Source organism: Streptomyces rhizoryzae, assembly GCF_023155275.1.
GTDB classification, from domain to species: domain Bacteria; phylum Actinomycetota; class Actinomycetes; order Streptomycetales; family Streptomycetaceae; genus Streptomyces; species Streptomyces rhizoryzae.
Map to the genome: position 1 here is coordinate 39,616 of NZ_JALMUV010000008.1, position 19,226 is coordinate 58,841.

Genomic DNA, 19,226 nt, shown 5'->3' on the forward strand with positions numbered 1-19,226 from the left:
GCGGCGCGCCGCCGGCGGCCGCCGCGGTTGTCCACAAAGTTATCCACAGGCTCGGTTCTCGACCTGTGGGTAAGTCGACATGCGAGTCGGACAGAGTCGACATATAGCCCTAGAGATCTCAGATCCGTCCACAGTTACCCACAGTGGATCACTGGGGGTGCCGTCAGCACAATTCCTCCGATCAATCCTTTAGGGCGAGGTAATCCCACACGAAAGAGTGCGTGAACGGGGTTTGGCCGGAGAATCCGGAGGCGAGCATTTCGGGCACAGAATGATCAATTCCGGCTTCCACAGAACTCACACACAGCCTGTGGACAAGAAAGCCGGAAGCTCTCCCTCCTGTGGACAACCCAGGGGAAAACCTGGGTACGGCACCGTGGACGGGCCGCCGAATCCGCGGTCCGCCGCCGCGCACGCCCTTTTCGCGGCACCGCCCGGCAATTCCGGAGGACCTCACCATCCGTTACGGTGACCGGCCGGGAAGAGCTCCGGGAGTCCGATTCCCCGACATGGAATAAACAACCCCAAAACGGGCAAATGGGCGTACCCGCGAAGAGGGCGTCGAGGCCCGGCCCCGGCCCCGGTAGCCTGGTGGGGTGATTGACCTTCGCCTGCTTCGTGAGGACCCCGACCGTGTGCGCGCCTCCCAGCGCGCCCGTGGAGAGGACGTCGCACTCGTCGACGCACTCCTCTCCGCCGACGAGCGGCGCAGGTCGTCCGGCGTCCGCTTCGACGAGCTGCGCGCCGAGCAGAAGGCGCTCGGCAAGCGCATCCCCAAGGCCGCCGGCGAGGAGAAGGCCGAGCTGCTGAAGAAGGCCGGCGAACTGGCCGCCGCGGTCAAGGCCGCCGACGCCGAGCAGGACGAGGCCAAGGAGGAGACCCAGGCCCTGCTGCTCAAGCTCGGCAACCTCGTCCACCCCGACGTCCCGGTGGGCGGCGAGGAGGACTTCACGGTCCTGGAGACGCACGGCACCGTCCGCGACTTCGCCGCCGAGGGCTTCGAGCCGAAGGACCACCTGGAGATCGGCGAGCTGCTCGGCGCGATCGACGTCGAGCGCGGCGCCAAGGTCTCCGGCTCCCGCTTCTACTACCTCACCGGCGTCGGCGCCCTGCTGGAGCTGGCGCTGGTCAACGCCGCGATCGCGCAGGCCACCGCGGCCGGCTTCACGCCGATGCTGACCCCCGCACTGGTCCGCCCGCGCGCCATGGAGGGCACCGGCTTCCTCGGCCAGGCCGCCGAGAACGTCTACTACCTGGAGCGCGACGACTACTACCTCGTCGGCACCTCCGAGGTCCCGCTCGCCGCGTACCACATGGACGAGATCGTGGACGCCGAGCAGCTGCCGCTGCGCTACGCCGGCTTCTCGCCGTGCTACCGCCGCGAGGCCGGCACCTACGGCAAGGACACCCGGGGCATCTTCCGGGTCCACCAGTTCGACAAGGTGGAGATGTTCTCCTACGTCGCGCCGGAGGACGCCGAGGCCGAGCACCGGCGGCTGCTGGAGTGGGAGAAGCAGTGGCTGACCGGCCTGGAGCTGCCGTTCCAGGTGATCGACGTCGCCACCGGCGACCTGGGCGCGTCCGCCTCCCGCAAGTTCGACTGCGAGGCGTGGATCCCCACCCAGGGCAAGTACCGCGAGCTGACCTCGGCGTCCAACTGCAACGAGTTCCAGGCCCGCCGCCTCTCGGTCCGGATGCGCGAGACCACCGACGGCAAGGCCAAGGTCCGCCCGCTGGCGACGCTCAACGGCACCCTGTGCGCCGTCCCGCGCACCATCGTGGCGATCCTGGAGAACCACCAGCGGCCGGACGGCTCGGTCCGCGTCCCCGAGGTGCTGCGCCCCTACCTGGGCGGCCGCGAGGTGCTGGAGCCCGTCGCCAAGTGACGGACTCACCGCCGGCCGGCGCGCCGCTGCCGTACAAGCTCATCGCGACCGACCTCGACGGGACGCTGCTGCGCCACGACGAGACGGTCTCCGAGCGCACCCGCCGGGCGCTCGCCGCGGCCACCGCGGCGGGCGCCGCGCACATCGTCGTCACCGGCCGCGCGGTGCCCTGGACCCGGCACATCCTCGACGCCCTGGACTACCGCGGTCTGGCCGTGTGCGGGCAGGGCGCGCAGGTCTACCACGCGGGCGAGCACCGGCTGCTGACGTCGGTGACCCTCGACCGCCAGCTGGCCGGGCTGGCGCTGTCCAAGATCGAGGCCGAGGTCGGCCCGCTGCTGCTGGCGGCGAGCCGGGACGGCCTGGCGGGCGAGGTGCTGGTCGGCCCCGGCTACCGCGTCCAGGACGGTCCGCTGCCCAGCGTCCTGATGGACGACCCCGGCCAGCTGTGGGCCGCGCCGCTCAACAAGGTCTACATCCAGCACCCGGCGCTGGACGACGACGCGCTGGCCCGGGCCGCCCGCCAGGTCGCCGGCGATCTGGTCGGTGTGATGGTCGCCGGTCCCGGCGTCGTCGAGCTGCTGCCGCTCGGCCTGACCAAGGCCACCGGACTCTCGCTGGCCGCCCGCCGCCTGGGCATCACCGCCAAGGAGACCCTGGCGTTCGGCGACATGCCCAACGACGTGCCGATGTTCGCCTGGGCCGCGCGCGGTGTGGCGATGGCCAACGCCCATGACGAGCTGAAGGCCGTCGCCGACGAGATCACCGCCTCCAACGAGGACGACGGGGTCGCCGCCGTCCTGGAGCGGCTCTACCCCTGACCGCCCGCGGGCGGCGGCCCGGTGTCCGCACCGTCGCCGTCCGCCTCCCCCTCCCCGGCGCCCGCGTCCTCCGGGCCGGGCCCACGCCCGGACGGGGTCAGCGGCCAGGCCGCGAACCCCATGGTCAGCGCTATGGCGTGGCCGAAGTCGGTGAAGGTCGCGCCGGTCACCAGCGGCACCCCGAAGAAGACCAGCAGGCCCACCAGGTAGCCGTAGCGCCAGGGCGGCGGCAGCCGGTAGGTCAGCACCCCGGCCGCGGCGGCCAGCCCGTAGGAGACGCCGATGTCCACGACATGGGTCATCGAACGCGGCAGCCGGTGGCCCTCGATGGCCAGCAGCACCAGTTCCTGGCTGGCCAGCGTCGCCGCGACGTGGGCCGCGCCGACGGTCAGCAGCCAGCGCCAACTGCCCAGCCACCGCTCGACGTTGGCGTGCACCAGCTCGAACATCACCGCGTACAGCAGGAACGAGCCCGGGTGCTCGATCCAGAAGCCGGAGATCAGCAGGGCGGGCAGCGGATGCGCGTTCAGCTCGTGGATGTTGCTGCTGGTGCGGTGCAGCAGGAACTGCTCCAGGCCCTCCGAGGCGGAGGCGATCACCAGACTGGTGATGCCGATGATCAGCAGCCAGATGTGGGTGCCGGGCGACGACCGCACCCAGGACCGCACCCCGGCGCACGCCCGGCCCAGCAGGACGCCCGGCGGCGGTGTCATCGCCGGCCCCGGGGACCGGCCGGTGCGGGCACCAGGTACGGGCCGGGGCCCTTGAGGTGCCGGATGCGGGGCGAACTCTCCATCGTCCGCACGCCCGGCAGCGCCGCGACCCGGGTCGTCAGGTAGGTGTAGAGCGCGGCGGTGTCCCGGCACAGGACGGACGCGAAGAGGTTGTGCGGCCCGGTGGTGGCACCGGCGAAGGCGACCTCCGGGTGGGCCGCCAGCGCCTCGCCGGTGGCGGCGAGTTCGGCCGGCGCGACGGACAGCCACAGCGCCACCATCACCCCGTACCCGAACTTCCGCATGTCGTAGTCGACGTCGTAGTACAGGACGCCGTCCGCCCGCAGGGCCTCCAGCCGGCGGCGGACCGTGGTCGGCGACCAGCCGGTGGCCGCGGCGAGTTCGGCCAGCGGGGCCCGGCCGTCCCGGCCGAGCACCTCGAACAGCCGCCGCTCGGCGTCGGAGAGCACGAAGGGCTCGTGGGGCCCGCCCGGACCGGCACCGGCCCGGCGGCCCGGGGATCCGGTGCCGAGCCGGGCGGTCTCCCCGGCGGTCAGCGCCCCGGACTTGCTGACCACGCTCTGCGGGCCGCCGTAGAACTCGTGCAGCAGGCAGTGCGCGGCCACCCCGACCACGCTCGGGGTGCGCGGCAGCTTCTGGAGCAGCAGCGCGTCGCTGTGCTCGCTGCTGGCCGCCCGGCAGATCGCGGCGATCTCGGTACCGCCGGACATCAGGCTGACCCAGGCGGTGTCCGGGCGGCGGGCCAGCGCCTCGGCGACCGGCAGCGCGGCGTCCGGCGTGCACTGCACCCGCACCATCCACTCCACCTCGCCCAGCGCCCGCGGCTCGGCCAGCCCCAGCACCCGGAACGCGCCGGAGCCGCGGTGCCGGGTGTAGCGCCGGGCGACGGTCTGGTCGGAGACGCCGAGCACCTCGGCGATCCGGCTGAACGGTGCCCGGCCGTCGGTCTGGAGGGCGTGGATGATCCGGCGGTCGAGGTCGTCGAAGAGGGCGGGGGCGCCGGCGGGTCCGTCGGTTTTCACCGTTGGAGGCTAACCCGTGTCGGATTCCGCCGCCGGGAGCGCCGTGGCTGGGGAAGCGGATGCCGCCTCCCGGAAGGTGGGCCGACGAACACCCCCACCCCTCACCCGACGGAGGAAATGATCATGTGGTACGCACCCGGGAACGGGCGCGGCAAATGGTGGCCCCTGGTCGCCATCACCCTCGGCAACTTCATGCTGCTGGTCGATGTGACCATCGTGAACACCGCGCTGCCCAGGATGGCCGACAGCCTGGGGGCCTCCTTCACCTCCCTCCAGTGGGTGATGGACAGCTACGCGCTGGCGCTGGCCGCGCTGCTGATGGTCGCCGGTTCGGCAGCCGACCTCTTCGGCCGCCGCCGGCTCTACGTCGCCGGGCTGGCGCTCTTCGCGCTCGCCTCGCTGGCCTGCGGGCTGGCCCCCGGCGCGGACGTACTGGTCGCGGCGCGGGCCGTCCAGGGCATCGGGGCGGCGGCCATGTTCGCCACCAACACCCCGCTGCTGATGGCCGCCTACCAGGGCCGCGACCGCGGTGTGGCGTTCGGCGTCTGGGGCGGCACCAGCGGTGCCGCGGCCGCCGTCGGCCCGGTCCTCGGCGGGGTGCTCACCGAGTGGGCCGACTGGCGGGCGATCTTCCTGGTCAACCTGCCACTGACGGCCGTCGCGGTCCGGCTGACCCTGCGCCACCTCGGCGAGTCGTACGGCGACCGCGGGGCGCGGATCGACTGGCCGGGCGCCGCCTGCTTCACGGTGTGCGCGGGCGCGCTGACGTACGGGCTGATGCGCGGCGGCGACCACGGCTGGACCGGGACCGGGACGCTGGCCACGCTGGCCGTCGCGGTCCTCGCCCTCCTGGTCTTCGTCGCGGTGGAACGGCGCACCGCCCGCCCGCTGCTCGACCTGCGGCTGCTGCGCCGGCCCTCGTTCGCGGTCCTGATGGCGGCGGCGCTGCTGATGCAGGCGGCGGCCTTCCCGTACCTGACGTTCGTGGGCCTGTGGGCGCAGAACGTGCTCGGGATGTCGCCGATCGGGGCCGGTCTGGCGGCGACCCCGCTGGCGCTGATGTCGCTGCTGGTCGGCGTGTTCGGCGGCCGGCTGCTCCAGCGGATGCGGCCGCAGCTCCCGCTGGGCGTCGGGCTGCTGCTGATCGGCGCGGGCGGGCTGCTGCACGTCGCGCTGCTGCGCACCGGCGCGGACTGGCCCGCCCTGGTGCCCGGCCTGGCGGTCAGCGGCCTCGGGGTCGGCGCGGCCATGCCGGTCCTGGTGTCGGCGGCCCTGGGCGCCGCGCCCCCGGAGCGCGCCGGGATGGCGAGCGGCGCGGTGAACACCTTCCGCCAGCTGGGCTTCGCCTTCGGCATCGCCGTCCTGGGCACGGTCTTCGGCGACGCCCTGCGGCACGCCGGCACCGGCCGGGCCGCCGTCGCCGCCGGTTACCTCGACGGCCTGCGCGACATCGCCCTGGTCTCCGGAGTGGTCGCGCTCGCCACCGCCCTGCCGGTCCTGGCGGTGGTCCGCGGCGGCCGGGGCCCGGGCGGTGGCCGGCCGGGCGGTGGCCAGGGGGCGGACGCCGCCCGGGGGGCCGAAGGGTCCCGGGGGGCGGGGGAGCCTGTGCGGGAGGCAGCGGTGTGATGAGTGGGCTTGGTGCGCCGGGTGCGCCGGGTGCGCCGGGGGTGCCTGGTGCGCCGGGTGTGCTGGGCGCGGGGGCCTGCCCGCGGGCGGGAGGGCCTGTCTGCGGGGGCGTCCGGGGGGGCCGGGGTGGTTGAACGGCCCTGAGGGCCGGGCCGGTTGGGCCAGGCCGGTTGGGCCGGGCCGGTTGGGCCGGGTCGGCACCCGGAACCGTACGGCCGTCCACGGTTCCGGGTTGCCGCCCTGGGCCCTGTGACGATCGTCCCGGGGCGGCACCCCCAAGTCAATCCTCGGGTTTCCTTCCAAACCCCTTAGCAGCGGCTTGGGTTGTCCTGACCGCGCGGACTAGCGTGGCGGGGTGACCCTCGACGATCTCCGCGCCTTCGTGGCCGTGTGCGAGGCGGGCAGCCTCAGCGCCGTCGCCCGCGACCTGGGCTGCACCCAGTCCGCCGTCAGCCAGCGCGTCAAGCGCCTCGAACGGGAGGCGGGCCTCGGCCTGTTGGAGCGCCTCCCGCGCGGGGTGGCACCGACCCCCGCCGGCCGGATCCTGCACCGCGCCGCCGCCGACGGCCTCGGCGGCCTGGACCTGGCGCTGCGCCGGCTGGCCGACATGCGCGCGGGCGACGGCGGCACGGTCCGCGTCACCACCGGTGCCACCACCGTCCGGCACTTCATGTCCGACGCGGTGGTGGCCTTCCGGGGGCGGCACCCGCGGGTCAACCTGGAATTCCACACCGAGAGTTCGAGCCGCCGCTGCTTCGAGGCGGTCGCCGACGGCGACTCCGAGCTGGCCTGGATCACCATCGGCCCGCCCGTACGGGGCATCGAGCAACACCCGGTGATCGGCCTGCCGTGGGTGCTCGCGGTCCGCGCCGACGATCCGCTGGCCGCCCGCGACCGTGTCGAACCGGACGAACTCGCCGCCCTCCGCCTCATCCGGCTGCCGGAGAACTCCACCTCCCGCATGCGCCTGGACGGCCACCTCGGCCACCGGGACGGCCACCTCGGCGACCGGGACGGCGGCCCGGCACTCGGGGCGGAGGGGTTCGCCGGGGTGCCGGGGCCGGAGGAGGCGGCCCCGACACCCCGGGAGGCCCAGCCCGGGCCCAGGGGGGCGGTGCCCGGGCCCAGGGAGGCGGTGCCGGGGCCCAGTGCCACCAGCGTCGCCGACTGGGACACCGCGCTGCTCCTCGCCGAACTCGGCGTCGGCCCCGCCGTCCTCCCCCGGCTCCCCGGCCACCGGGCCACGGCCGCGCATCCGGGCCTGCGGCTGGTGCCGATCCCGGCGCTGCCGCCCCTGACGACCGGCTGGGCGGTGCGGCAGTGGGCGGCGCTCAGCCCGGCGGCGGTGGAGTTCGCGGAAACCGTGAACCGGTGGCTGACCGGCGGGCAGGAGGATCCGGCCGGGGCGGCGCCGGGTGGGGCCGGGGCGGTGGCACCGGGTGGGGCCGGGGTCGTCAGGCCCGAGCGACCGGTTCCTGGATCTCGGTGACCCATTCCTCCTTGTCCTCCGGACACTCCAGATACAGCTCGCGGGCGTACCCGGCCGAGCGGTAGCCGTTGTCGTCGATCCACCGCGCGAGGTGCTGCTCGGTCGGCAGGATCCGGCTCATCGGGCCCCTATGGACGACCGTGGCGGCGAGGCCCAGCCCGGGGAGCGTCACGACGTCGAAGCCGGGGGAGGGGGCGGCGCTGGGGCCGGCGGCGGCCTTCCCCAGCGCCTCCTGGGTGACCACGATCCCGGCGTGCACCACGACCGCCTCCCCCGCCGGCCGCCCCTCGGTCCCGGCGCCCTCCCCCGCCCCCTCCGGGGCGTCCTCGTAGTACGCCAGCCCGGGCCCCGCCGGGGCCACCCTGGCTGCCCTCAGCCGGCGCCCGAGTTCCTCGTAGAGCGGGGTGATCACCGGCCCGATGTCCTCGGGGGCGTAACTCGCGGCGATCCCGCTCAGTTCGGCCAGCAGGACCGGTTCCGTGCTCTTGAGCACCACATCGTCGGCGGACATCCATCCCTCGCTCTCGATCGTCCGGAGCCTCGCCTCGACCTCGGCCAGCCGCGCGTCGGCCGCGGCCCGCGCGGTCGCCAGCTCCGCCCGCCGCAGCCGCAGCATCCCGCGCAGCTCCGCCGCGTCCACCTGCTCGTCGAGGATCGCCGCCACCTGCTGGAGGCTGAATCCGAGGTCCTTGAGCGCGATGACGCGGTTGAGCCGCGAGAGCTGGGCCGCCGCGTAGAAGCGGTAGCCGGTGACAGGGTCGGTACGGGCCGGCCGCAGCAGCCCGATCGCGTCGTAGTGACGCAGCATCCGGGCCGAGACACGGCCGTACCGGGCGAAATCTCCGATGCTGAACATGACGCCTTCCAGTGGAGCGGTTTCCACAGTGTCAAGGTCAAGGTGAAGGTGAAGGTGAAGGGCGGAACGGGGGCGGAGGCGGGGCCGGGGTCGGGGGTCGGGAACGGTAACGGGGCGGGGCAAGATCAAGGGCTAGGTCGGGGAGAAGTCAAGGGTCCCGCCGGGCCACGCCCCGCGCGCCCCCGGCACCGCCGAGCCCCCAGTTGCCCGGGCCCGGCCCGCAGCCCGTGTCGGCCCCGCCGTCTGGTCCGGTCCCGCCACCTGGGCCGGACCCGCGGCCTGGGCCGGACCCGTAACCCGAACCGGGCCCGCACCCCAGGCCGGGCCCGTAACCCGAGCGGAACGCGCCACTCAGCGGCGTGCCCCGGCCAGGGGCGGCAGCATCGCGTCAAGTCCGGTCCGCAAACCGTCAATGAAGCGTCATGGCGCGGCGGGACGCCCCCCGCGCCGGGCATAGCGTCTGTGCCGAGCCCCGGCGTACGCGTGCCCACCGGTACGCGTGGACCACCGGTCCGGGGCCGCCGTCCCGTCGAGGAGCAACGCCGTGTCCCACCCTCTCCACGCGGAAGACCCCGAGCCTGCCGATCGTGTCCCGGCCGGGCCTCTGTTCGTACCCGTCCGGCCGGGACCCGCGGGCTGTACGGCCCGCCTGTTCCGCACCCCGCTCGGCGGCCGTACGGCCGTCGGCTTCACCTCGCCGCAGCGGCTGGCCGAGGCCCTCGGCGGCGGCCAGCCGTGGGTGCGGCTCTCCGAGCCGGCCCTGCGCGCCCTGGCCGAACCGGTCGGCGCGACCACCGTCACCGTCGACCCGCGGTGCGCCCCGGCCCCCGGCCCCACCGCCCGCGAACGCCGCCTGATCCCCGAGGCGGTCCGGGAACGCCACCCGGCCCCGGTCGCCGTCCCCAAGACGGCGCGGGAACACCGAACGGCTGCCGGCGCGGGCCGCGAACGCCGAGCGGTCGCAGAGTCGGGCCGGGAGCCGCGGACCGTCGCAGAGGCGGGCCGGGAGCCGCGGACCGTCGCAGAGGCGGTGCGCGAGGCCCGGCTCACCGCCTACGCCGCCCGCGAGGCCCGCAGCACCGCCACCGCGGCCCGCGAGGCCCAGGCCGCCGCCGGTACGGGCACGGCCCGGACCACCTCCGGTACGGGCGCGGCCCGGACGCTTCCCGAGGCTCCCCGCCTCCCTCACGTCCCCCGCGCACCACGTGTCCCGCACATCCCCCGTAGAACACACCTACGGGCCGTCTGAGGAAGGGGCACGCCACCGATGAGCCACCCCACTCTGCCCCGGACCGTCCGCAACGAGGCACCGGCCCCCGCCCCGCCCAGCGGATCACCGCCCAGCGGGTCACCGGTCGGCGGGTCACCCCGCGGCGGGTCACCGGCTGGCAGGTCGCGACCGGGGCCGGCCGCAGGGGCCACCGGGTCGCCGTCCAGCGCGGCGCCCGCTGGGGCCCCGCCCGCCGAAGGAGCCACCGGGCGCCCCGCCACCGCGACCGCCCCGGGGAGCCCCACCCCGCCGACCGCCACCCTCCCCCCGTCCCGCTCCGCGCCCCCGGCCGCCACTCCCTCCCCGCCCGCCTCCCCCGTCCCGAGCCCGGTGCCGGATCCGGACCCGCTCGCCATCTGGCCCGCGTCCGCCGTCGCGCTCCCCGACGGCGACCTCGCCCTCGGCGGCGTCCCGCTCACCGAGCTGGCCGACCACTTCGGCACCCCCGCCTACGTCCTGGACGAGGACGAGGTGCGCCAACGCTGCCGCGCCTACCTGCGGGCCTTCCCCGGGGCGGACGTCTACTACGCGGCCAAGGCGTTCCTGTGCCGCGCGATGGCGCACTGGGTGGCGGAAGAGGGCCTGGGCCTGGACGTCTGCTCCGCGGGCGAACTCGAACTCGCCGTCACCACCGGCTTCCCGCCGGACCGGATCGTGCTGCACGGCAACGCCAAGAGCCCGGCCGACCTCCAGGCCGCACTCCGGCTCGGCGTCGGCCGGATCGTCATCGACAGCACCTCCGAGATCACCCGGCTCGCCGCCGCGGTCCCGGCGGGCAGTCGGCAGAAGGTGCTGGTCCGGGTCGTCCCCGGGATCGCCGCGGGCGGCCACGCCAAGATCCGGACCGGGACCGACGACCAGAAGTTCGGGCTGTCGCTCGCCGACGGTTCGGCCCAGCACGCCATCGCCCGCGTCCTCGGCCAGCCGCGCCTCGAACTCGTCGGCCTGCACTGCCACTTGGGCTCCCAGATCACTGCCGCCAAGCCCTACCTGTCGGCGGTGCGGCGGCTGGTCGGCTTACTGGCCCGGATCCGCGAGCAGCACGGCATCACCCTGCCCGAACTGGACCTCGGCGGCGGCCACGGCGTCGCGTACCGGCCGGGCGAGCCCGCGCTCGACCTCCCCGCACTCGCCGCCAAGGTCCGCGCCGAACTGGCCCGCGGCTGCGCGGCGGCCGGGCTTCCGGTGCCGCGGCTGGCCGTCGAGCCGGGCCGCGCCATCGCCGGGCCGGCGGGCGTGGCCGTCTACCGGGTGCTGTCGGTCAAACGGACCGGCGCGCACACCTTCGTGGCGGTGGACGGCGGGATGAGCGACAACCCGCGGCCCGCGCTGTACGGGGTGCGGTACGCACCGCGGCTGGTCGGGCGCCGCCCGGCGGCCGCCCCGGAACGGGTCACGGTCGTCGGCCGGCACTGCGAGGCGGGCGACATCCTCGCCTCCGACGTCCCGCTGCCCGGCGACATCCGCCCCGGGGACCTGCTCGCGGTGCCGGTGGCCGGGGCGTACCACCTGTCGATGGCCTCCGGCTACAACCTCGTCGGCCGCCCGCCGGTCGTCGCGGTCACCTCGGGCCACGCCCGCCTCCTCGTCCGCCGCGAGTCCCTCGCCGATATCCAGGAGCGCGACATCGGCCTGTGAGCGCGCGGCCCGTGAGCGTGCGGCTTGTGAACGTGCGGCTTGTGAACGTGCGAACGTGCGAGCCTGTGAGCCCGCACAGGCCCTCCTCCGGCTCGGCCGCCAGCCCGTGCCCCTGCCCCTCTGCCCCTCTGCCCCTCTGCCCCTACGGCGAGCCTTGCGGCTGGCTCCCCAAGGCTCCCCGAGGGCGGGGCAGGGGCCCTTCGCCGCGACGGTTCGCCATCGATAGATGCCCCACGAAACAATTACTTGTAGGATGACCGGGCAACCTGCCCCAGGCGCGCGCCGCAAGCACGAGGCACGCGAGGCACGCGAGGCAGGACCGGCGAGCCGCGAGCCACAGGCGCACGGCGCGCGCTGGCCTGGCCCGACGAGGCCCAGCGCACCCAGCCCCGAGCCCCACCCCGCCCCACCACCCAGAAACGGACACCGAACGCCCCATGGCACTCCAGGCAGCCGGACGGCAGTCCCTCGTCGACACCGTCGTCGAAACCCTCCGCGCCCAACTGGCCACCGGCGCCTGGCAGGTCGGCACCCGCATCCCCCCCGAGCACGCGCTGGCCGAACAGCTCCAGGTCGGCCGCAACACCGTCCGCGAGGCGGTCCGCGTCCTCGTCCACGCCGGCATGCTGCGCTCCCGCCAGGGCGAAGGCACCTTCGTCGTCTCCACCGCGGACCCGGCCGAGGTGATGCGCGGCATCCAGCGCGCCGGTATCCGCGACGTCCTCGAACTGCGCATCGCCCTGGAGGCCGAGGCCGCCCGGCTGGCCGCACTCCGCCACGAACCCGCCGATCTGGAACGGATGCGGGCGGCCCTGGACGCCCAGGCCGAACTGGAGGACACCGAGGGCCGCCCGCACACCGGGAGCCTGGAGCTCTACGCCGATCACGACATCGCCTTCCACAAGGCCGTCGTCGACGCCGCGCACAACACCGCGCTGACGGCCACCTATGGCTGGTTCAGCAGCTCCGTACGCGAAGCCCTGGTCAGCGCCCTCGACGACCAGGCGATGCCGAAGATCGTGCACGGCGACCACCGGGCCGTCCTGGACGCGATCGCGCACGGCGACCCGGACGCCGCCGAACGCGCCACCCGCGCCCTCCTGGAGAAGCCCAAACGCGCCGTGGAAGCCCTCCTCGCCGCCGACTGACCCGGCCTCTCCCCTCCTGACTCCCCACCCCCTTCCCCTCTTCTCCCCCTCCCTTCTCCCGCTCTCCCTTCCCCCGCGCACGATTGGCTAGGTACGCACGCATGTCAGGGCCCCACCCGTCCTCCCCGGCCGACCTCATCGACGCCGAGGAGGACCTGATCCCGGCCCCGCCGGTCGCCGCCGCCCGGCGCCGGCTGCGGGCCCACCCCGCCCTCCTCCTCACCGGCATCGTCCTCGCCGCGGTGAACATGCGGGCGGCCCTCGCCGGCGTCTCGCCGCTGCTCAACGAGATGGCCCACCACTTCCACCTCGCCGCCACCGCAAGCAGCCTGGTGACCACCATCCCGCTCGTCTTCATGGGCCTCGGCTCGCTCATCGCGCCGCGACTGGCGCGCCGCTGGGGCACCGAGGCGGCGCTGTGCGGCGCCCTGATCGCGCTCTGCGGCGGCATCGTGCTGCGGATCGCGCCGCCGGTCGGCGCGCTGTTCGCCGGCTGCGCGGTGGTGGGCGGGTCCATAGCCCTGCTCAACGTGCTGATGCCCGGCCTGATCAAGCGGGACTTCCCGGACCGGGCGGCGGCGATGACCGCGCTGTACTCGACCGCGATGATCCTGGGCGCCACCGTCTCGGCCGCCTCCGCCGTGCCCCTGGAGAACGCACTGGGCAGCTGGCAGGGCTCCCTGGTCTCCTGGGCGCTGCTGGCCGCCGTCGCCGCCCTGGTCTGGCTCCCCCAGGCGGTGATCGCCCGCCGGGGCACCCGCCACGGCGCGGCCGCGGCCGCCCCCGCCCACACCGCCGCGCACGGCCCCCGGCTGAGCCGCTCCCCGCTCGCCTGGCAGGTCACCCTCTTCATGGGCTCCCAGTCGCTGATCGCCTACGTGATCATCGCCTGGATGCCGACGATCTTCACCGACCACGGCATGGGCAAGAGCGAGGCCGGGCTGGTCTTCGCCTTCAGCACCCTGGTGCAGATGGTGGGCTCGTTCGTCGTGCCGACGCTCGCCGGCCGGATGCGCCGCCAGCGGCTGCTGGGCGTGGCGGTCTCCGCCCTGATGGCCTGCGGCGTCACCGGGCTGCTGGTCGCGCCGGTGGCCGGGGCCTGGCTGTGGGCCGCGATCCTCGGGGTCGGCCAGGGCGGTGCCCTCGGGCTGGCGCTGACGATGATGGTGCTGCGGTCCGGCGACGCCCACACCGCCGCCCGGCTCTCCGGGATGTCCCAGACCGGTGGCTACCTCCTCGCCGCCGTCGGCCCGCTGGCCCTCGGCGCCGTCCACCAGGCCACCGCCGGCTGGACCGTCCCGCTCGTCCTCCTGCTCGCCGTCTGCGCCGCCCTGGCCCTCCTCGCCCTGGGCGCGGGCCGCAACCGCCGCATCGGAGACTGAGCAACCACCCCGGCCGGCCCGCCGGAGCACCTGCCGACAGACGTCCGTCGCCGGCCGCCCGCCGGCCGGCGGGCCGGGAGCCCGACGGAGCCGGACCGGGCGGCCAGGGGCCGGACCGGGCGGCCAGGGGCCGTCCGCCGACGCCTGGCGACGAGCGGCCAGCGGCCAGCAGCAAGCAGCAAGAAACGGTTGCTGGTCCCCCGGGACGGGAGCCCGGCCCCACCGGGATCGTCACCGTCCCGGGCCACCCCCTCTCCCCCCGCCCCAACGGCCCAGCCGCCCCCTACCAATGGCCCAAGCCCCAAGGCGGCGGCCGCTCGGGGCCGCTCCGGGGCGCGCCGCGGTCGGGGAGCGCCGCTACGGGGCCCGCCGGGTGCACCGCCGCCCGCGCCACCGGCCATGATCAGGCGGGGCCCGGCGTGCCGGGAGGGCGCCGGGTCACAGACTGCTGGCCTACGGTGCCCCCATGAGCGATGTGCAGCACACCGGCCACCGCCCCGGCCCGCGGGTCCCCCGCGCGGGCCTGTTCCTCCTGGTCGCCGTCCTGGGTGTCGTCGTCCTCCTCGCCGTGCTGCTCGTACCGCGGCTGCTGAGCGAGCGGGCGTACGGGCAGCTCTCGGTGCCCGAGGGCCGGCGTGCCGCCCAGATCTACGCGGACGCCGACCGGACCCTGCACGTACCGGCGGGGACCACCGCCGAGGCCGCCCGCACCGCGCACCTCGACCTGCCCGCCGAGGCGAAGGGCAACCCGGAGGGCTACCTCTTCCCGGCCACCTATCCGCTCCGCAAGGACACCACCCCGGCCTCGCTCCTGACCTACATGGTCAAGACCGGCCGCCAGCGGCTCGCCGCCGACGGCATCACCGACTACCGCACCGTGGTGATCGCCAGCATCGTGCAGGCCGAGGCGGACCGGCCGGCCGACATGGGCAAGGTCGCCCGGGTCATCGACAACCGGCTCGCCCGGAACATGCCGCTCCAGATGGACTCGACCATCAACTACGCCCTCGGCCGCAGCACGCTCCGCACCACCCACGCCGACACCCGCACCGACAGCCCCTACAACACCTACCGGTTCGAGGGGCTGCCGCCGACCCCGATCGACAACCCCGGGGCCCAGGCGCTGAAGGCGGCGGCCGCACCGACGCCGGGCAACTGGCTGTACTTCGTCACCGTCAAACCGGGCGACACCCGCTTCACCGCCGACTACCAGGAGCAGCTGCGCAACGTGCGGGAGTTCAACGGCGCGCAGGAGAACCGCGCCGCCGCCGGCCCCACCGGCTGACCGCGGCCGCGCGGCATCCGCCGTCCTACTCCTCGCCCGCCAGCGTGAGCGCCTTCAGCCGGCGCGCCGCGTACCAGGTCGCCACCGTGGTGACGGCCACCAGCAGGCAGACCGCGAGCGGCAGCTGCACCGCGGAGTTCAGGGCCCCCTCGGAACCGACCTTCTCGCCCACCGCCAGCGCCCACTGCTGGACGCTCAGGGTCCGCGCCCCGGGGACGACGTTCCCCACGAACGCCTCCCAGACCAGGGCGTAGACCAGGCCGAAGACGACGGCGTGCCGGGTGAGGGTGCCGAGCAGCAGGAAGAGCGCGCTGTAGGCGACCGAGGCGACGGCCGCCGCCACCGCGTACGCCACGGCTATCTGCTGGCTGTTGCCGTTGAGGACGAAGCCGGCCACCAGGACCGGTATCGCCGAGAAGACGGCGGTCACCCCGATCGCGACCAGCAGCTTGGTGAAGATGATCGTCGAGCGGCGGACCGGCTTGGCCAGGAGGTAGACCACCGAGCCGTCGTCGATCTCCGGACCGATCGCGCCCGTCCCCGCGATCACACCGATCAGCGGGACCATCGTGCCCAGCGCGAAGCCGCGCAGGATGCCGTCGGCCGTGCCGTCGTCCGCACCGGTCAGCGCCCGGACGATCACCGCGATGGCGACCAGGAGGGCGGGCAGCGCGACGAGGATCAGCGCGCGGCGCCGGCCGAGCAGCGCCCGGTAGGTGAGCCGGGCGACGGTCGGGTGGAAGAGCGCGGCCTTGGGCGCGGCGGCGGGCGCCGGCGGGGCCACGGGTGAGGTCGTGGACATACTGCCTCAGGGCTCCTTTCTGGCCTCAGGCCGCTACGAGGTAGGAGAAGACGGATTCCAGCGACTCGTCCGAGGGCGAGACGGTCAGCAGGCGGATGCCGTGGTCGCGGGCGACCCGCGGCAGGAGTTCGGTGAACCGCCCGAAATCGACGGCCTGGACGTGCAGCGCGCCCTCGGTGACGTCCACCTCGATACCGGACGTCGAGGGGTCGGCTATCAGCGCCCCGGCCAGCGCCCGGTCGTTGTCGGACCGGACCAGATAGCGGTGCGGGCGGTCGGTCATCAGCCGGCGGATCTTGCGGAAGTCACCGGAGGCCGCGTGCCGGCCGGCCACCACCACTTCGATGTGCGAGGCCAGTTGCTCGACCTCTTCGAGGATGTGCGAGGAGAACAGGACCGTGCGGCCCTCGTCCCCCATCTGCCGCAGCAGCTCCATCAGCTGCATCCGCTGCCGCGGGTCCATGCCGTTGAACGGCTCGTCGAGCAGCAGCACCGAGGGGTCGTGGACCAGTGCGGAGGCCATCTTCACCCGCTGCCGCATGCCCTTGCTGTACGTCGAGATCTTGCGGTCCTGGGCGTACTCCATCTCGACCGTCGCCAGCGCCCGGGCCGCCGCGGCCCGCCCGAGACCGTGCAACTCGGCGTTGGCCTGGACGAATTCGCGGCCGGTGAGGAAGTCGTACATCGCCTCGCGCTCCGGGACGATGCCGATGTGGCGGTAGCTGGCGGCATTGCGCCAGATCGTCGTCCCGTCGAGGGTGACGGTGCCGTTGGAGGGGGCGAGGAAGCCGCCCATCATGTTGATCAGGGTGGACTTCCCGGCACCGTTCGGGCCGAGCAGGCCGGTGACGCCGGGGGCGATGGTCATGGTGACGTCGTTGACGGCGACGACATTGCCGAACCAGCGCGAGACGTGGTCGATGTGAAGAGTGCTCATGGGCGCGGCCCACTCCTTGAGCGGTGGTGGTCGGGCGACGGCGACGGGAGGGAGCGGTACGAAGCGCTCCCGGCCGGGGTGGTGGTGGACGACGGGCGGGCGGTCACATTCCGGCCTTCCGGTAGCGGCGCATCAGCAGGCCGTAGCAGCCGGCGATGACGAGCAGCGCGACGAGGAGGTAGACCGCCCCCTCGGCGGCCGACGGCGTCAGGCCGTTGGGGAACGAGCTGGTGCCGCCCAGGAACGTGGACTGCACTCCGTCGACGAGGGTGATCGGCGAGAACAACCCCAGCCAGCCGACGGCGGCTTCGCTGCCCTGGAGCGTGGCTATGCCCTGGATCGCGCTGACCGCGCCGTACGGGATGGTGAGGGCGGCGATCACCGCGGCGACCCCGAAGCCGCGGCGCGGCGTGAGCGCCGAGACGAGCAGTCCTATCCCTGCGAAGAGCAAGGAGAGCAGGGCGGCGCAGAGCAGCCCCTGCCCGAAACCCTTGGTCTGCTTGAGGAAGTCCAGCTTCCCCAGCAGCGCCCCGACATAGAGGATCACCAGGGGCACGGCGGTCAGGATGAACAGCGCGCTGGCCATCGCCGCGAACTTCGCCAGGACGTAGTCGACCCGCTCGATCGGCCGCGAGAAGTACAGCGGCGTGGTCTTGAAGCGCAGGTCGCGGGAGACCGACTGCGGTGCCTGGGCGGCCAGATAGAGGCCGATGACCGCCTGGAGGTAGATGGGGTAGCGGGCGTAGCCGATGGGGAGGCTGCCGGCCTTGGTGAACAGCGTCACCGCGACCAGGATCCCGGCGGGCAGGCACATCACCGCGAAGAGCAGCATCGGCAGTACCTTGCTCTTCGCCGACCGCCCCAGGCCGTACGCACCGCGCAGGCTCTGCGAGAACAGCGACCGCCGGGCGTAGGCGCGGCCCAGCCGGGGGCCGTCGTAGTGGCGGTAGCCGATGTTGTGGATGGATGCGCCGGCCGGCGTGGTTTCGGTGCTCATCGTGCGTTCCCTCCGCCCACGGTGGTGGGGTGACCGGTGTCCTGCCCCGCTGTCGCGCCCTGCCCCGCCGGCGCCGGACCGGCCTGGTCCGCACCGCCCGCACCGGCGCGCGCGTCGGCGTCGCGGAACACCTCGGCGATCTGGTGCCGCCGCTGCTCCATCCGCACCAGGCCGAGGCCCAGCCCGGCGACGGTGTCGCGCACCAGGTCGTAGGTCTCGTCGCCGGCCGCCTCGACGAAGAGGACGTGGCCGGGCGAGGTGGCCCCCCGGTCTCCGGGGGCACCGGTGGAGACCACGGCGCCGGCCGCCGTCAGGGCCTCGCGCAGCGCGCCCGTACCGTCCGGGTGGCTGTCGGTGTCGGTGACCTCCACCGCCAGCGAGGTGGTGACCTTGGTGAACTCCTGGGTGGAGGACGAGCGCAGCAGCTTTCCGCCGTCGATGACGACGACGTGGTCGCAGGTGCGCTCCAGCTCCCCCAGGAGGTGGGAGGTGACCAGGACGGAGATCCCGAAGTCGGTGTGGACGCGGCGGATCAGGCCGAGCATCTCGTCCCGCCCGACCGGGTCCAGGCCGTTGGTGGGCTCGTCCAGGAACACCAGCTGCGGGTCGTGGACCAGCGCCTGGGCCAGCTTCACGCGCTGCTTCATACCGGTGGAGTAGCCGCCGATGGGGCGGTAGCGCTCCTCGTAGAGGCCGACGTGGCGCAGGGTGTCGGCGGTGCGCTCCCGGGCGGCGGTCGGTGGCAGACCGGACATCCGGGCCATGTGCACGACGAACTCGGTGGCCGAGACGTCCGGCGGCAGGCAGTCGTGCTCGGGCATGTAGCCGACCCGCTCACGGATGGTGCTGCCGTCCTTGGTCACGTCCAGGCCGAGGACGTGCGCGGTCCCTTCGGTGGCCGGAGCCAGACCGAGAAGGATCTTGATCAGGGTCGACTTGCCGGCGCCGTTGGCACCCACCAGGCCCGTTACGCCGGGGGCGATGCCAAGGGACAGCCGGTCCAGCGCGGTCACCCTCGGGTACCGCTTGGTCAGGCTTTCGGTCACGATCAGAGTCACGTCTTCGACGGTAGTGGCGCCCGCCACACCCGTCGTCAACCCCAGCGGTGGTCTTCGCCTACCCCTCCGGTACGAGATGCCCGTAGGGGTTCTCCTGCTTCAGCGGCAGCCGGCTCGGGGTCGGTACTCCGGGCCGCCGGCTCCGGAGGGCTGTCACGCGTGGCGTGGATCTCGCCGCCCGCCGCCCCCTTGACGCAGCCGCCGCTCATTGTCACATTCATCAGTGGCAAGTTACGGGCACGTACCGCGATGAACCGCTTACGGACGGACGGTTG

At 74.2% G+C, this 19,226-nt stretch carries 16 protein-coding genes; 9 read left to right on the plus strand and 7 right to left on the minus strand.

Features of this window, described 5'->3' with window-relative positions; genetic code table 11:
* Positions 1–596: 596 nt before the first annotated feature.
* Both serS and MUU72_RS09330 read left to right on the plus strand, forming a co-directional pair.
* A complete protein-coding gene (serS, locus tag MUU72_RS09325) occupies positions 597–1,886 on the plus strand; it encodes a serine--tRNA ligase (RefSeq protein WP_248012693.1) in 1,290 nt (429 codons plus the stop codon).
* Complete coding sequence (locus tag MUU72_RS09330; RefSeq protein ID WP_248012694.1) at positions 1,883–2,707, plus strand: HAD family hydrolase; 825 nt, start codon at positions 1,883–1,885, stop codon at positions 2,705–2,707. The genes serS and MUU72_RS09330 overlap by 4 nt, the downstream gene beginning before the upstream one ends.
* Here the strand turns inward: MUU72_RS09330 and MUU72_RS09335 are convergent.
* Both MUU72_RS09335 and MUU72_RS09340 read right to left on the minus strand, forming a co-directional pair.
* The gene (locus MUU72_RS09335) at positions 2,698–3,420 is read right to left on the minus strand and encodes a rhomboid-like protein (RefSeq protein WP_248012695.1); all 723 of its coding nucleotides are present in this window, start codon (positions 3,418–3,420) and stop codon (positions 2,698–2,700) included. The genes MUU72_RS09330 and MUU72_RS09335 overlap by 10 nt on opposite strands.
* Positions 3,417–4,463 carry an Lrp/AsnC family transcriptional regulator gene (locus MUU72_RS09340; protein WP_248012696.1) on the minus strand — a complete coding sequence of 349 codons (1,047 nt, stop codon included), beginning with the start codon at positions 4,461–4,463 and terminating at the stop codon, positions 3,417–3,419. The genes MUU72_RS09335 and MUU72_RS09340 overlap by 4 nt, the downstream gene beginning before the upstream one ends.
* 117 nt (positions 4,464–4,580) lie before the next feature.
* On the opposite strand from MUU72_RS09340, the gene MUU72_RS09345 reads away from it, so the two are divergent.
* Positions 4,581–6,089 (plus strand): MFS transporter, encoded by a 1,509-nt coding sequence (locus tag MUU72_RS09345; RefSeq protein ID WP_372503049.1) that lies wholly within the window; start codon positions 4,581–4,583, stop codon positions 6,087–6,089.
* Between the two features lie 355 nt (positions 6,090–6,444).
* On the plus strand, positions 6,445–7,578 hold the full coding sequence (locus MUU72_RS09350; protein WP_248012698.1) for a LysR family transcriptional regulator: 1,134 nt from the start codon (positions 6,445–6,447) through the stop codon (positions 7,576–7,578).
* Here the strand turns inward: MUU72_RS09350 and MUU72_RS09355 are convergent.
* Positions 7,544–8,434: a MerR family transcriptional regulator gene (locus tag MUU72_RS09355; RefSeq protein ID WP_248012699.1), complete on the minus strand. Its 891-nt coding sequence runs from the start codon at positions 8,432–8,434 to the stop codon at positions 7,544–7,546. The two genes, MUU72_RS09350 and MUU72_RS09355, sit on opposite strands and share 35 nt — an antisense overlap.
* Positions 8,435–8,978: 544 nt before the next feature.
* Here MUU72_RS09355 and MUU72_RS35860 point away from each other — a divergent pair.
* The 5 genes from MUU72_RS35860 to mltG all read left to right on the plus strand — a co-directional run bounded on the left by MUU72_RS35860 (position 8,979) and on the right by mltG (position 15,157).
* Complete coding sequence (locus tag MUU72_RS35860) at positions 8,979–9,683, plus strand: SAV_915 family protein (RefSeq protein ID WP_372503050.1); 705 nt, start codon at positions 8,979–8,981, stop codon at positions 9,681–9,683.
* Positions 9,684–10,034: 351 nt separating this feature from the next.
* Positions 10,035–11,342, plus strand: a complete 1,308-nt coding sequence (gene lysA, locus MUU72_RS09365; protein WP_248012700.1) for a diaminopimelate decarboxylase — start codon at positions 10,035–10,037, stop codon at positions 11,340–11,342.
* Between the two features lie 437 nt (positions 11,343–11,779).
* Entirely contained in the window at positions 11,780–12,490 is a 711-nt protein-coding gene (locus MUU72_RS09370) for a FadR/GntR family transcriptional regulator (protein WP_248012701.1), read from the plus strand.
* Positions 12,491–12,591: 101 nt separating this feature from the next.
* Positions 12,592–13,872: a CynX/NimT family MFS transporter gene (locus MUU72_RS09375; RefSeq protein WP_248012702.1), complete on the plus strand. Its 1,281-nt coding sequence runs from the start codon at positions 12,592–12,594 to the stop codon at positions 13,870–13,872.
* Between the two features lie 466 nt (positions 13,873–14,338).
* Positions 14,339–15,157, plus strand: a complete 819-nt coding sequence (gene mltG / locus MUU72_RS09380; protein WP_248012703.1) for an endolytic transglycosylase MltG — start codon at positions 14,339–14,341, stop codon at positions 15,155–15,157.
* A gap of 25 nt (positions 15,158–15,182) precedes the next feature.
* On the opposite strand, the gene MUU72_RS09385 is transcribed toward mltG, so the two are convergent.
* The 4 genes from MUU72_RS09385 to MUU72_RS09400 form a co-directional block, all read right to left on the minus strand.
* Positions 15,183–15,959: an ABC transporter permease gene (locus MUU72_RS09385; RefSeq protein WP_248012704.1), complete on the minus strand. Its 777-nt coding sequence runs from the start codon at positions 15,957–15,959 to the stop codon at positions 15,183–15,185.
* 25 nt (positions 15,960–15,984) lie between these two features.
* Positions 15,985–16,896 carry an ABC transporter ATP-binding protein gene (locus tag MUU72_RS09390; RefSeq protein WP_248012705.1) on the minus strand — a complete coding sequence of 304 codons (912 nt, stop codon included), beginning with the start codon at positions 16,894–16,896 and terminating at the stop codon, positions 15,985–15,987.
* Between the two features lie 103 nt (positions 16,897–16,999).
* Positions 17,000–17,893, minus strand: a complete 894-nt coding sequence (locus MUU72_RS09395; RefSeq protein ID WP_248012706.1) for an ABC transporter permease subunit — start codon at positions 17,891–17,893, stop codon at positions 17,000–17,002.
* Positions 17,890–18,978, minus strand: coding sequence for an ABC transporter ATP-binding protein (locus MUU72_RS09400; RefSeq protein ID WP_248012707.1), 1,089 nt, complete (start codon positions 18,976–18,978; stop codon positions 17,890–17,892). The genes MUU72_RS09395 and MUU72_RS09400 overlap by 4 nt, the downstream gene beginning before the upstream one ends.
* Positions 18,979–19,226: the final 248 nt, after the last annotated feature.